Here is a 14597-nt window from a genome sequence, read left to right as displayed (position 1 = left end):
CCTCACGACCGGCCACCCCGACCTCGCTAAGCCTCCGTTCATACCCTCCTTACAAAGGACATCGCGCATGAAGCATCGTTTTGCCGCCGGCACCCTCGGCACCCTGGCCATCTCCCTGTTGCTTGCTTACGCGCCCATGGCGCAAGCTGCCCAGCCCGCAGCCAAAAGCGTGGCCGTCAGCGCGCCGCAAGCCAAGCAGCGGTTGCAGGTCGTGGCCGATCAGTACTACGATGCGCTGGCCCGTTTCGAGCCGATCAACGCCACAGAGAGCGGCGACAACCGTTTTGACGACCAGCTCGGTTCAGCCATCGTCCCTGCCGCGCGGGCAAAGCAGTTCGCGCTGTACCGCCAGTACCAGAAGACCCTGCGCAGCATTGCCCGCGCACAGCTGTCGCACCAGGACCAGATCAACTACGATATCCTCGACTATGAACTGGCCACGGCGCTGAGCTTCGAGCGCTTCCCCGAATACCTGCTGCCCTTGAACCAGATGGACAGCATGCCCGTCACCCTGGCCAATTATGCGGGTGGCGAGGCATCGCAGCCTTTGACCACCGTCAAGGAGTATGACGCTTACCTGAGCCGTATCGGCCAGTTGCCGGGCTGGATAGACCAGGCCATCGCCAATATGCGCGTCGGCATGCAAAAAGGCATCGTGCTGCCGAAGGCGCTGACGGAATCGGCCTTGCCGCAATTTAAAAAGCTCGTCAGCGCCACGCCGCAGGACAGCGTCTATTACACGCCCGTCAAGAACCTGCCGGCCAGCTTTTCCGACGCGGACAAGGCGCGCCTGACGCAAACCTACACCGTCATCATCGAAGCCAAGCTGATGCCTGCGCTGCAGCGCCTGTCCACCTTCATGGAACGCGATTACCTGCCAGCCAGCCGCGCGAGCAGCGGCTGGAGCGCCCTGCCCGATGGGGCTGCCTGGTACCAGGCGCGCGTGGCCAGCAGCACCACCACGGATCTGAAACCGGAGCAGATCCACGCCATCGGCTTGAAGGAAGTGGCGCGCATCCAGGAACAATATGCGATCGTGGGCCCGAAGATGGGCTACAACGGCCCGGCCGCCGGCTTGCCCGTGTGGGTGTCGCAGCAGGAAAAATTCCGCCCGTTCAAGACGGAGCAGGAAGTGCTCGACGTCTATCGCAAGCTGAACGTGCTGCTAGACAGCAAATTGCCCGCCCTGTTTACCCTGGTGCCGAAGGCGCCGCTGGACTTGCGCCTGGAACCTGAACTGAGCCGCGACACGGCCGCCGACCACTACACGGCGCCGGCCGCCGATGGTTCGCGCCCTGGCGTGTTCTGGTCCGTCGTCACGGATCCGAAACTGTATGGCGACACGGGCATGACCACGCTGTTCCTGCACGAAGGCAAGCCTGGCCACCATTTCCACCTGGCGCTGGTGCAAGAGATGGATTTGCCGAACTTCCGCCGCTTCGGCGGCAACAATGCCTTCACGGAAGGCTGGGCCCTATATGCGGAAACCCTGGGCAAGGAAATGGGCCTGTTCGACGATCCGGCCCAGTATTTCGGCCACTTGAACGACGAGATGCTGCGCGCCGTGCGCCTGGTGGTCGACACGGGCTTGCACACCAAGGGCTGGACACGCGAGCAAACGATCAAGTACATGCGCGACACCCTCGGCTATGACGCCGTGGCGAAAAGCGAAACGGAACGCTACATGGCCTGGCCGGGCCAGGCGCTGGGTTACAAGATCGGCTCGCTGAAAATCGTCGAACTGCGCCAGCGCGCGCAACTGGCGCTGGGCGACAAGTTCAGCCTGCCGAAGTTCCACGAAGTCGTGCTGAGCGACGGCACCCTGCCCCTGAAACTGCTGGAAGCCAAGGTCGACCGGTGGATCGCGCAGCAGAAATAAGCGGCGGCGCCTGAAAACAAAACGGCAGCACCTCGATGGCGCTACCGTTTTTCTTGCCGCTGGCGTTTCCAGCTACACCAGCAACGCCGCACTCATCGAGCGCACTTCCTCGGCCGATTCGGCCAGGATGCTTTGCAAGGTCTCGTTGTCGATAATGAAATCGATGACGGAATCGGAGGGCGTGAGCATTTCCACGTACGTCACCTGCAAGGGCGACGGTACGGGCGACAGTTGCTTAGCCAACAACAAGGTATCGAGCAGGGAGTCGGGCGGGATGGACAGCAAGCCATCGCGCAAGCCTTCGATGGCTTCGCTCACGGCCAGCGGGATCAGCAGTTTCTTCATGACTTCGCGGGAAATGATCTCTTCGGCGGACTCCATCCAGTGATCCGTATCGTCGTCGAGCAGGCCGGGAAATTCATCGGCACGTGACAGCAGGTAAAAACCGCCCACCTCATGCACGATACCGGCGAACAGCGCCGTGTCGGCATCGACGTGCGTCACGCGGCGGGCCAGCACGTGCGCCAGCGCCGCCACGTGCGCCGTGTGCTCCCACAGCTGGGTCGCCTTCTGGCGCAGGATGGGGTCGATGATCTTGCTGCCGAACTGGCGCACCACCATGGCCGCCACCAGCGCATACAGATTGCGGTAACCCATGCGCATGACAGCGGCGCGCACGCTGGTCACGGGTGGCGCATCGCCGCGGCTGTACACGGCCGAGTTGGCCAGCGCGACCGTGCGCGCGGCCAGCAAGGGCTCGGCCAATACCAGTTTGATCGCATGGTCGATATGGCAGTCCGGTTCAGCCAGGGCCAATTGCAATTGCAATGCGGAATTAACACTCGTGGGAAACGTTAATTCTCCGCGCACCGCCTGAGAAACAATCAAACCGAAAGCCTGCAGTTTATTCATCATACGATCAATCCGCCTCAGATATTATTCTGGTCAACAATTTCATGCATCAGAAATTGAATGCCAGGCCCGGCTTTCAGAATACAGATGGCGTGCCAATCGCTTGCATTGAGGAATCTGGCAATGCCAGCGCATGCAATTGCGATTCATCGCCGATGACAAACAACTTTGGCTGCTGTAATACCTGCAGCAGGAATGGCTGGCCTTCACGCAGACGCCGGCGATAATCGGCCAGCGTATATAAGTTGGGATTGATTTTACGCCTTAAGGTTCGCTCGGCCGGCGCCAATCCCGTCAACAGATCGCCATAATTGGCTTCTTCACCCACCAGCAGCAAATCGATGGCGCTGCCAGGCATGTCCTGTCCCTTCGCCGTGGCACCCGACACGAATGCCAGGTGCAACTGGTCGCGCAAGGGCGCCAGAGTCATGCTGAGGACGCCAACGATGCCGAAAGTTTTCTGCACCAGTCCGCTCAATTCCGGATACACGAGGCTTTCCTTGTTGGGCCAGAAGCGCCGCACATTGCCGATCCGCTCCGACGTGATCAGGCCTGACTCATGCAAGCGACGCAGTTCCCGTTGCGCCGACGCGCTGCCAAGGCCGGTCAGGCGCATGATCTCGTTCAAGTGAAAGCCTTCATTCACGCGGACAAACAACAATCCCAGCAGTTTCTGCTGAGCGGGGGTAAACAGGGCTTGGGCAATCATGTGCCAAATCTTAGCATGAATAAACTGACAATTGGCGTGGCCCGGCCATGAGCGGGCATTTGCGCAACACGTGTTCCGGCCGCGACCAGTGCCGGCAGTGCTGGCGACACTCGGCATCGCCGGACAGGCCACGGCAGATCCACAATGGTGCCGACGAGGGAAACCAATGTGAGTGCTCACTATAAGCGAACAAGGCAACAATAAAATACGCGGCAAAAGAAGGAAAATGATCGAATATACCCGACAATAAAAATACACAGCTGTCAGACAGATTAACTCTATATACCCTGATTTGTTTTAATTTTTTCCTGCAAGCCGATCATAATCAAATCGAGGCCCGCATCAAAACGATCATCGATATCCGCATTAAAAATAGCATCCATAGAAGCGAGCACGTGCGGATAATTATCGGCCGCCATGGCCGTGAAATCGGCGCGCCGGCTCGATAATGCATTCATGGCGGCGCTCCCCGGTCCCGCGCCTTGCGCTTCCATGACAAAACCGAGCACATAATATAGCAGCGTAAATGCGCTCCAGCTGGCCAGTTTCTCCGATGCCCCAGCTGCACGCATCGGGCCGATTAACGCTTCGGCGACGCGAAACACATTTTCCGATATCACATAGGTACCGCCAAAGACGTGCACGCCATCGCGGCGGGCCGATAACGCCGCGCGCATTTGCGCCGCCACCTGGCGCAGCCGCGCATCCCAACCCGCCCCCTCATCGACGTTCCTTGCCACATCTTCGATCAACACGTCGGCCATGCCATCGAGCAAAGCCTGCTTGTTCGCAAAATGCCAGTACAACGAAGCGGCCTTGATGCCCATCGCATCGGCCAGGCGACGCATGGTCAAGCCCTCGATACCCACTTCGTCCAGCAACTCGAGCGCCCTGGCCACCACGGCTTCGCGTTGAATTTTCATTTTCCTGTCATTTCCCTTGAAACTCTAACGTCGTTAGTTTACCATTTTGCGTAGACTAACAACGTTAGATTGAGAGTGACATGCACAATAGCGATATCGAAGTCATCATCGTGGGCGCCGGTCCCGTCGGCCTGACCCTGGCCTGCGAATTGCGCCTGGCCGGCATCCGCGTGGCCATCCTCGAGCGGCGACCGCAACGCAACGCGCATTCGCGCGCGCTGACCATCCATGGCCGCACCCTGGAAATGCTGGGCTTGCGGGGTCTGGACCAGCGCTTTGTTGCGCTGGGCACGTCCTTTTCCAGCGGCCATTACGCGGGCCTCGATACTCGGCTCGACTTTTCCGGCTTCGACACGCCCCATCCCTACACCTTGTTTCTGCCGCAAAGCACGACAGAACGCCTGCTGGAAGAGCAATTGCTGGAAGACGGCGTGGCGATTGTTCGCGGCGCACTCGTGGAACAGACACAGCAGGATGACGATGGCGTCACGGTGGCCGGCACGCATGACGGCGTCCCCTTCTGCCTGCGTGCCCGTTACCTGGTCGGCACCGATGGCGGTCGCAGCCTCGTGCGCCAGCAGGCAGGCATCGCCTTCGACGGCGTGGCGGCCACTTGCAGCATGCTCATGGGAGATGTACAGCTGCGCCATCCGCCCGCGTCACCCATGCTGTCCCTGACGAACGCAGCCGGCAGCCTGATGATCGTGCCGCTGGGGCAAGGCCGCCACCGCGTCATCACCATGAATGCACGTCGTCCCCAGCCCGCGGCAGCGGAAGCGGCCAGCGTGGAGGAATTGTCGCAAGCCAGCACGACCATCGCGGACTACGATTTCGGCCTGCATGACGCCAGTTGGCTGTCGCGCTTCAGCGATGAAACACGGCTGGCCGGGCGCTACCGCCAGGGGCGCGTCTTCCTGGCCGGCGATGCCGCCCACATCCACATGCCGGCAGGCGGCCAGGGCATGAACGTGGGCATGCAGGATGCGATGAACCTGGGCTGGAAGCTGGCCGGCGTGCTCAAGGGCTATGCACCGGACAGCCTGCTCGACAGCTACCATGCGGAGCGCCATCCCGTTGGCCTGTCTGTGCAGCACAATACCCTCGCGCAAACGGCCATGCTGACGCGTTTTGACGCGCGTACCCTGGCCCTGCGCGCCACCATCAGCGACATGCTGGCGCAGCCGGACGTCAACCGCGCGCTGGCCAGCGAGTTATCGGGCTTTGGCGTGCGCTATCCCATCTCGCTGGGCGCTGACGCGAGCACCGGCAGCGCAGACTGGACCGGCCGGCGCGTGCCCGACTGGCTGCTGCGTCTGGCCGACGGCACGGCCGTGGGCATCCATGAACTGCTGCATGCGGGAAAATGGCTGCAACTGGCCGTTGGCGATGCCGCCCACGCGACACCAGCGTATCGTTTCGACGCGGCCTGGCTCACTTCGCTGACCATCAAACCCGGCTGCACGCAACTGGCCGGCATCAAGAGCCTGCTGATCCGTCCCGACGGCTATGCGGACCACGCGGTCTGATTGACTTATCTCAAGACGAAAAAAAACGGCACCCGAAGGTGCCGTTCTTGTCAGCTAGCAGCGCAAATTACGCTTCGTCGCCGTGGTGTTGCTGAGTTTCGATGTCCTGCAACGCTTCGGCAGCTTCGCCAGCCATCGAGGCTTTCTCGGCCAGCAGCAGTGCTTGACGCTCTTCCACTTCCCACGCTTCTTTTTCTTTGCGTGCGCGGTGGAAGGCCAGGCCCGTACCGCCAGGAATCAAGCGGCCGACGATGACGTTCTCTTTCAGGCCGCGCAAACCATCGCGCTTGCCCATGATCGCCGCTTCGGTCAGCACGCGGGTGGTTTCCTGGAACGATGCCGCCGAGATGAACGAATCGGTCGACAGCGATGCCTTGGTAATACCCAACAAGACGTTTTCGTAGGTCGCTGGAATCTTGTTCTCAACGGCCATGCGATCGTTCTCGTCCAGCAGTTCCGAACGCTCTACCTGCTCGCCAACGATGTAGTTGGTGTCGCCGGCATTGACGATCTGAACACGGCGCAGCATCTGACGCACGATCACTTCGATGTGCTTGTCATTGATCTTCACGCCTTGCAGACGGTACACGTCCTGCACTTCGTCAACGATGTAACGTGCCAGCGCTTCGATACCCAGCAGGCGCAGGATGTCTTGCGGATCGGCCGGGCCGTCCACGATCATCTCGCCCTTGTTCACGACTTGGCCGTCATGCACCAGCACTTGTTTGTCCTTGGTGATCAAGAACTCATGCTTGTTGCCGTCCATGTCCGTGATTTCCAGACGCTGCTTGCCCTTGGTTTCTTTACCGAACGCAACCGTACCCGTGACTTCCGCCAGCATACCGGCATCTTTCGGCGAGCGCGCTTCGAACAGTTCCGCAACACGTGGCAGACCACCGGTAATATCGCGCGTTTTTTGCGATTCGGTAGGAATACGTGCCAGCACCTCACCAACCGATACCTGTTGACCGTCCTTGACCATGATCAGCGCGCCGACCTGGAAGCCGATCGCCACCGAGTGTTCGGTGCCGGCGATCTTGACTTCTTCGTTCGCGTCGTTGATCAGCTTGACTTGCGGACGCAACGTTTTCGTCAACGAACCGCGACGTTTCGCATCGATCGCCACCAGGGTGGACAGACCGGTCACTTCGTCGACCTGACGGGCTACGGTGACGCCTTCTTCGACGTTCTCGAAACGCACTTGACCGGCGTATTCGGTAATGATCGGACGGGTCAGCGGATCCCACGTTGCCAGGGCCGTACCGGCCTTGATGACCATGCCGTCCTTGACGATCAGGGTCGCACCGTACGGTACTTTATGACGCTCACGCTCACGGCCATGGTCGTCGGTAATCAGCACTTCGCCGGAACGGGAAATGACGATTTGCGCGCCCTTGCCGTTCGTCACGTAACGCATGGTTGCCGTGAAGCGGATGGTACCGTTCGACTTGGCTTCCACCGACGATGCCACTGCTGCACGCGATGCCGCACCACCAATGTGGAACGTACGCATGGTCAGCTGGGTACCAGGCTCACCAATCGACTGCGCTGCCACCACACCGACGGCTTCGCCGGCGTTGACCAGCATGCCGCGGCCCAGATCGCGGCCATAGCACTTGGCGCACAGGCCGAAGCGCGTGTCGCAAGTCAGTGGCGTGCGGACCTTGACTTCATCGATGGACAGACGCTCGATCTCTTCGACCATGTCTTCGTCCATCAGGGTGCCGGCTTCGTACAGCGTTTCCTGGGTTTCAGGATTGACGACGTCATGCACCACCACGCGGCCGAGGATACGGTCACGCAACGGTTCGATGACTTCACCACCTTCGACCAGTGCCTTCATGACGGCGCCGTTCATGGTGCCGCAATCGTCCTCGATCACCACCAAGTCTTGCGTCACGTCAACCAGACGACGCGTCAGGTAACCGGAGTTAGCCGTTTTCAGCGCCGTATCGGCCAGACCTTTACGCGCACCGTGGGTCGAAATGAAGTACTGCAAAACGTTCAGACCTTCGCGGAAGTTCGCGGTAATCGGCGTTTCGATAATCGAGCCATCCGGTTTGGCCATCAGACCACGCATACCGGCCAACTGGCGAATCTGGGCTGCGGAACCGCGCGCGCCGGAGTCGGCCATCATGTAAATGGCGTTGAACGATTCTTGCGTCGACTTGGTGCCGTCGCGGCGGATCACGTCTTCGACTTTGAGCTGGTCCATCATGGCCTTGCCGACTTCATCGGAGGTCTTGCCCCAGATATCGACTACCTTGTTGTAACGCTCGCCGGCGGTCACGAGACCCGAGGCGTATTGCTGTTCGATCTGCTTGACTTCCGATTCGGCCGTCGCGATCAGGGTAACTTTTTGAGGCGGTACCAGCATATCGTCGACGCAGATCGAGATACCGGCGCGTGTCGCCAGGCGGAAACCCGATTGCATCAGTTTGTCTGCGAACACCACGGTGGCGCGCAGGCCGCACTTGCGGAACGACGTGTTGATCAGCTTGGAAATTTCTTTCTTTTTCAGCGCGCGGTTCAGGACGGAGAACGGCAAGCCTTTAGGCAGAATTTCCGACAGGATCGCACGGCCGATCGTCGTTTCGTAGCGGGTTACCGTTTTCTCGAATTCGCCCGTTTCGGCGTTTTTCGGGTATTCGGTAATACGCACGGTAACGCGGGTCGTCAGTTCGACTTCCTTGTTGTCGTAGGCGCGGATCACTTCCGACACGTCAGGGAACATCATCCCTTCGTTCTTCGCATTGATCGCTTCGCGGGTCGCGTAGTACAGACCCAGCACGATATCCTGGGAAGGAACGATCGATGGTTCGCCGTTCGATGGGAACAGGATGTTGTTCGATGCCAGCATCAACGTGCGTGCTTCCATCTGTGCTTCGATCGACAGAGGAACGTGGACCGCCATTTGGTCACCGTCAAAGTCGGCGTTGAATGCGGCGCAGACGAGCGGGTGCAACTGGATGGCCTTGCCTTCAATCAGGACTGGCTCAAAGGCCTGGATACCCAGACGGTGCAGCGTAGGTGCGCGGTTCAACATGATCGGATGTTCACGGATCACGTCTTCCAGGATGTCCCACACGACCGGCTCTTGAATCTCGACCAGCTTTTTCGCGGCCTTGATCGTGGTAGCCAGACCCATCAGTTCCAGTTTATTGAAAATGAATGGTTTGAACAGTTCCAGCGCCATCAGTTTCGGCAAGCCGCACTGATGCAGTTTCAATTGCGGGCCCACGACGATGACCGAACGACCGGAGTAATCGACGCGTTTGCCCAGCAAGTTTTGACGGAAACGGCCGCCTTTACCTTTGATCATCTCTGCCAGCGACTTCAGCGGACGCTTGTTGGCGCCGGTCATCGCTTTGCCGCGACGGCCGTTGTCCAGCAGCGAATCGACTGCTTCTTGCAGCATGCGCTTTTCGTTGCGCGTGATGATCTCTGGAGCGCGCAGCTCCATCAGGCGTTTCAGACGGTTGTTACGGTTGATGACGCGGCGATACAGATCGTTCAGATCCGAGGTCGCGAAACGGCCACCATCCAGCGGTACCAGCGGACGCAGTTCCGGCGGCAGCACTGGCAGCACTTCCATGATCATCCAGTCAGGCTTGATGCCCGAACGCTGGAACGCCTCCAACACCTTAAGGCGTTTGGCGTATTTCTTGATCTTGGCTTCGGATTTCGATTCCTTCAGTTCCACGCGCAGGGTTTCGGCATCGCGGTGGATGTCGATCGAGCGCAGCAGTTCACGGATACCTTCGGCGCCCATGAAGGCGGTGAAGTCGTCGCCGTACTCTTCGTACTTGGCGGCGTAGTCGTCTTCCGACATGATCTGGCACTTCTTCAGCGGGGTCATGCCTGGATCGGTCACGACGTATGCTTCAAAGTACAGCACGCGTTCGATGTCCCGCAGGGTCATGTCCAGGACCATGCCCAGACGCGACGGCAGCGACTTCAGGAACCAGATGTGCGCGGTCGGCGAGGCCAGCTCGATGTGGCCCATGCGCTCGCGGCGCACTTTGGCCAGGGTGACTTCGACGCCGCACTTTTCGCAGATCACGCCGCGGTGTTTCAGGCGCTTGTACTTGCCGCACAGGCATTCGTAATCCTTGATCGGGCCAAAGATCTTGGCGCAGAACAGGCCATCGCGCTCAGGCTTGAAGGTACGGTAGTTGATGGTTTCCGGCTTCTTGACTTCGCCGTAGGACCACGAACGGATTTTCTCAGGCGAAGCGAGACCGATCTTGATTGCATCGAAGGTCTCGTTGGTCTGTACTTGCTTGAATAGATCGAGCAGTGCTTTCATGTATCACTCCAGAGGTGATTAAATTTCTATATTCCTGAGACTACATTGCCCGGCGTGGTTTCCCAGCCGGGCTTTGTGTTTCCCAAACCAAATGACAGGGTGCTGTCGTTTAGTTGCGTTCGAGGTCGATATCGATACCCAGCGAACGGATTTCCTTGACCAGCACGTTGAACGATTCCGGCATGCCGGCGTCGATCACGTGGTCGCCCTTGACGAGGTTCTCGTACACTTTGGTACGGCCATTCACGTCATCGGACTTGACGGTCAACATCTCTTGCAAGACATACGACGCGCCATACGCTTCCAGTGCCCAGACTTCCATCTCACCGAAACGCTGACCACCGAACTGGGCTTTACCGCCCAGTGGCTGTTGCGTCACCAGCGAGTAAGGACCGGTCGAACGCGCATGCATCTTGTCATCGACCAAGTGATGCAGTTTCAGCATGTGCATGACGCCGACAGTGACCTTGCGCTCGAACGCTTCACCGGTGCGACCGTCATACATGGTCACCTGGTTTTTCGAAGCGGTCATGCCCAGGTTCTTGGCGATGTCGTCCGGATACGCCAGGTCCAGCATGCGGCGGATCTCCTCTTCATTGGCGCCGTCGAACACTGGCGTGGCGAATGGAACACCTTTTTTCAGGTTTTCCGCCAGCTTCATGATCTCTTCGTCGTCGAAGTTATCCAGATCTTCCGCGCGGCCATTGTCGTTGTAGATCGTCGTCAGGTACTTGCGCACTTGTTCGACCTTGGTTTGCGCCTTCAGCATTTCGCCTATGCGGATACCCAGACCCTTGGCAGCCCAGCCCAAGTGAGTCTCGAGAATCTGACCAACGTTCATCCGCGAAGGAACGCCCAGCGGGTTCAGCACAACGTCGGCTGGCGTGCCGTCGGCCATGTATGGCATGTCTTCCACAGGAACAATACGGGAAACCACACCCTTGTTACCGTGGCGACCTGCCATCTTGTCGCCCGACTGCAGGCGGCGTTTCACGGCCAGGTACACCTTGACCATTTTTTGCACGCCTGGTTGCAGCTCATCGCCTTGCGTCAGTTTCTTGCGCTTCTCTTCGAAGGCCAGATCGAACTGGTGACGCTTCTCGTTGATCGATTCCTTGATCGCTTCCAGCGCTACCGCTGCATCGTCGTCCGCAGGGCGGATGTCGAACCAGTGGTATTTGTCCAGATCGGCCAGGTAATCCTTGGTGATCTTGGCGCCTTTGGCCAGCTTTTTAGGGCCGCCGTTGACAACTTTGCCGATCAGCATTTTTTCCAGACGCTGGAAGGCATCGCCTTCAACGATACGCATCTGGTCGTTCAGATCCAGACGGAAGCGTTTCAGTTCGTCATCGATAATTTGCTGGGCACGCTTGTCGCGCACGATGCCTTCACGGGTGAAGACTTGCACGTCGATCACGGTACCGATCATGCCCGAAGGCACGCGCAGCGACGTATCTTTCACGTCCGAAGCTTTTTCGCCGAAAATCGCGCGCAGCAGCTTCTCTTCCGGGGTCAGCTGGGTTTCGCCTTTTGGCGTCACCTTACCAACCAGGGTGTCGCCGGCTTGTACTTCAGCGCCGATGTAGACGATACCGGATTCATCCAGACGTGCCAGCTGGTTTTCAGCCAGGTTCGAGATGTCGCGCGTAATTTCTTCCGCGCCCAGTTTCGTGTCACGGGCCACCACCGACAACTCTTCGATGTGAATCGAGGTGTAGCGGTCGTCCTTGACGACGTTTTCCGAGATCAGGATCGAATCTTCGAAGTTCAGACCATTCCATGGCATGAAGGCCACGGTCATGTTCTGGCCCAGCGCCAATTCACCCAGGTCGGTCGATGCGCCATCGGCGATCACGTCACGCTTGGCAACACGGTCGCCCACTTGCACGATAGGACGCTGGTTGATGTTGGTGTTCTGGTTCGAACGGGTGTACTTGATCAGGTTGTAGATGTCGACGCCCACTTCACCAGCGGTTGCTTCGTCATCGTTGACGCGAATCACGACACGGCCCGCATCGATGTAATCGACGATACCGCCACGCAAGGCTTGCACGGTGGTGCCCGAGTCGACCGCAACGGTGCGTTCGATACCGGTACCGACCAGCGCTTTTTCCGGACGCAAGCAAGGCACAGCCTGGCGTTGCATGTTGGCGCCCATCAATGCACGGTTCGCATCATCGTGTTCGAGGAACGGAATCAGCGAGGCAGCGACGGAAACGATCTGGCCAGGTGCCACGTCCATGTACTGGATGCGCTCCGGGGAGACCAGGATGGTTTCGCCGGCTTCACGGGCCGAGACCAGTTCATCGGACAGCATGCCTTCGTCGCTGATGGTCGCATTCGCCTGAGCGATGATGTAGCGGCCTTCTTCGATGGCGGACAGGTAGTCGATCTGATCGGTAATCTTGGAGCCTTCGACCTTGCGGTACGGGGTTTCCAGGAAGCCATATTCATTCAGGCGGGCATACAGAGCCAGCGAGTTGATCAGACCAATGTTCGGACCTTCCGGTGTCTCGATCGGGCAGACGCGGCCGTAGTGGGTCGGATGCACGTCGCGCACTTCAAAGCCGGCGCGTTCGCGTGTCAGACCGCCGGGTCCCAGAGCCGATACGCGGCGCTTGTGGGTAATTTCCGACAGAGGATTGGTTTGGTCCATAAACTGCGACAGCTGGGACGAACCGAAGAACTCGCGAATCGCGGCCGAAATCGGCTTCGAGTTGATCAGGTCGTGCGGCATCAGGTTATCCGCTTCGGCTTGGCCGAGGCGTTCCTTGACGGCGCGCTCAACACGCACCAGACCGGCGCGGAATTGATTCTCGGCCAGTTCGCCTACGCAACGTACGCGACGGTTACCCAGGTGATCGATATCGTCGACTTCGCCGCGGCCATTGCGCAGTTCCACCAGGATCTTGATCACGGCCAGCACGTCTTCGTTCGACAGGGTCATGGCGCCGGTCAGTTCATCGCGGCCAATGCGGCGGTTGAACTTCATGCGGCCCACGGCCGACAGGTCGTAGCGGTCCGAGTTGTAGAACAGGCCATTGAACAGCGCTTCAACGGAGTCTTCCGTTGGCGGTTCGCCTGGACGCATCATGCGGTAGATCGCCACTTTCGCAGCCATCTGATCGGCGGTGTCGTCGATACGCAGGGTTTGCGAGATGTAGGCGCCCTGATCCAGGTCGTTGGTGTACAAGGTCTGGATTTCGGAAATGTTGGCGTCGCGCAGGCGGCCCAACAGGTCTTCGGTCAGCTCATCGTTCGCGGAAGCGACGACTTCACCGGTATCGCCATCGACGATGTTCTTCGCCAATACGCGGCCCAGCAGGTAGTCTTCCGGTACGGAAATGTGCTTGATGCCGGCAGCTTCGATATCACGCACGTGTTTCGCGTTGATACGCTTGTCTTTCAGCACCAGGGTCTTGCCCGACTTGTCGACGATGTCGAAACGCGCCACTTCGCCGCGCAGACGCTCGGAGACGAATTCCATTTCCGCGCCTTCGGAGCGCAGGTTGAAATTGTCGAAGACGAAGAAGTTCGCCAGGATTTGCTCATGCGACATGCCGATAGCTTTGAGCAGGATCGTCACTGGCATCTTGCGGCGGCGGTCGACGCGGAAGAACAGGATGTCTTTCGGGTCGAACTCGAAGTCCAGCCACGAACCGCGGTAAGGAATGATACGCGCGGAGAACAGCAGTTTACCGGACGAGTGAGTCTTGCCGCGGTCGTGCTCGAAGAACACGCCAGGCGAACGGTGCAACTGGGAAACGATAACCCGCTCCGTGCCGTTGATGACGAACGAACCGGTGGTCGTCATGAGCGGCAATTCGCCCATGTAGACTTCCTGTTCCTTCATCTCTTTGACGACGGGCTTGGTTGGCGATTCCTTGTCCAGGATCACCAGGCGCACTTTCGCGCGCAGCGGCGACGCGAACGTCAGGCCACGTTGTTGACATTCTTTGACGTCAAAGGCAGGATCGCCCAGAACGTACGACAAGAATTCGAGACGCGCAAAACCATTGTGCGACACGATAGGGAAAATCGAAGTGAAAGCCGACTGCAGGCCATCATTCTTGCGGCCGGACGGTGCTATGTCCTCTTGCAAGAAGCTATGATAAGACTCGAGCTGGGTCGCCAGCAGGAACGGAACGTGGTGAACGTTGGCGCGCTTCGCGAATGATTTGCGAATGCGTTTCTTCTCAGTAAATGAGTAGTGCATGGACACTCCGTGAGTGACAGAAAGGATAGAAAATTCAGGTTTTGCAAGTGTTCGTTTGCACCGCTGCGTGTGACACAGACGAAACCTCAAGGCTCTGCTTTCCGGCTTGAATCGAATAAAAAC

At 58.8% G+C, this 14597-nt stretch carries 7 protein-coding genes; 2 read left to right on the top strand and 5 right to left on the bottom strand.

From position 1 onward, the window contains the following. The first annotated feature begins 67 nt into the window (after nucleotides 1-67). Entirely contained in the window at nucleotides 68-1879 is a 1812-nt protein-coding gene (locus AC3IQ7_RS02930; RefSeq protein WP_099380530.1) for a DUF885 domain-containing protein, read from the top strand. A gap of 72 nt (nucleotides 1880-1951) precedes the next feature. Here the strand turns inward: AC3IQ7_RS02930 and AC3IQ7_RS02925 are convergent, their stop codons facing one another. From AC3IQ7_RS02925 to AC3IQ7_RS02915, 3 genes are all read right to left on the bottom strand, one after another. Then, nucleotides 1952-2791, bottom strand: coding sequence for an HDOD domain-containing protein (locus AC3IQ7_RS02925; protein WP_489210371.1), 840 nt, complete (start codon nucleotides 2789-2791; stop codon nucleotides 1952-1954). 76 nt (nucleotides 2792-2867) lie between these two features. Continuing rightward, nucleotides 2868-3617 carry an ArsR family transcriptional regulator gene (locus AC3IQ7_RS02920; RefSeq protein WP_489208327.1) on the bottom strand — a complete coding sequence of 250 codons (750 nt, stop codon included), beginning with the start codon at nucleotides 3615-3617 and terminating at the stop codon, nucleotides 2868-2870. Nucleotides 3618-3778: 161 nt separating this feature from the next. After that, nucleotides 3779-4423, bottom strand: a complete 645-nt coding sequence (locus AC3IQ7_RS02915; protein WP_489208326.1) for a TetR/AcrR family transcriptional regulator C-terminal domain-containing protein — start codon at nucleotides 4421-4423, stop codon at nucleotides 3779-3781. An 80-nt stretch (nucleotides 4424-4503) separates the two neighbouring features. Between AC3IQ7_RS02915 and AC3IQ7_RS02910 the strand changes: the two genes are divergently transcribed. Beyond that, nucleotides 4504-5949, top strand: coding sequence for an FAD-dependent monooxygenase (locus AC3IQ7_RS02910; RefSeq protein ID WP_489208325.1), 1446 nt, complete (start codon nucleotides 4504-4506; stop codon nucleotides 5947-5949). Between the two features lie 67 nt (nucleotides 5950-6016). Here the strand turns inward: AC3IQ7_RS02910 and rpoC are convergent, their stop codons facing one another. Further along, nucleotides 6017-10258 (bottom strand): DNA-directed RNA polymerase subunit beta', encoded by a 4242-nt coding sequence (gene rpoC / locus AC3IQ7_RS02905; protein ID WP_034753138.1) that lies wholly within the window; start codon nucleotides 10256-10258, stop codon nucleotides 6017-6019. Between the two features lie 109 nt (nucleotides 10259-10367). Further along, entirely contained in the window at nucleotides 10368-14474 is a 4107-nt protein-coding gene (gene rpoB / locus AC3IQ7_RS02900) for a DNA-directed RNA polymerase subunit beta (protein WP_489208324.1), read from the bottom strand. Nucleotides 14475-14597 lie beyond the last annotated feature (123 nt).

It is taken from the genome of Janthinobacterium sp. GL_088, from assembly GCF_057837845.1.
Note: the sequence above shows the minus strand (reverse complement) of the source record. Positions and strands in the feature narration are given on the sequence as shown.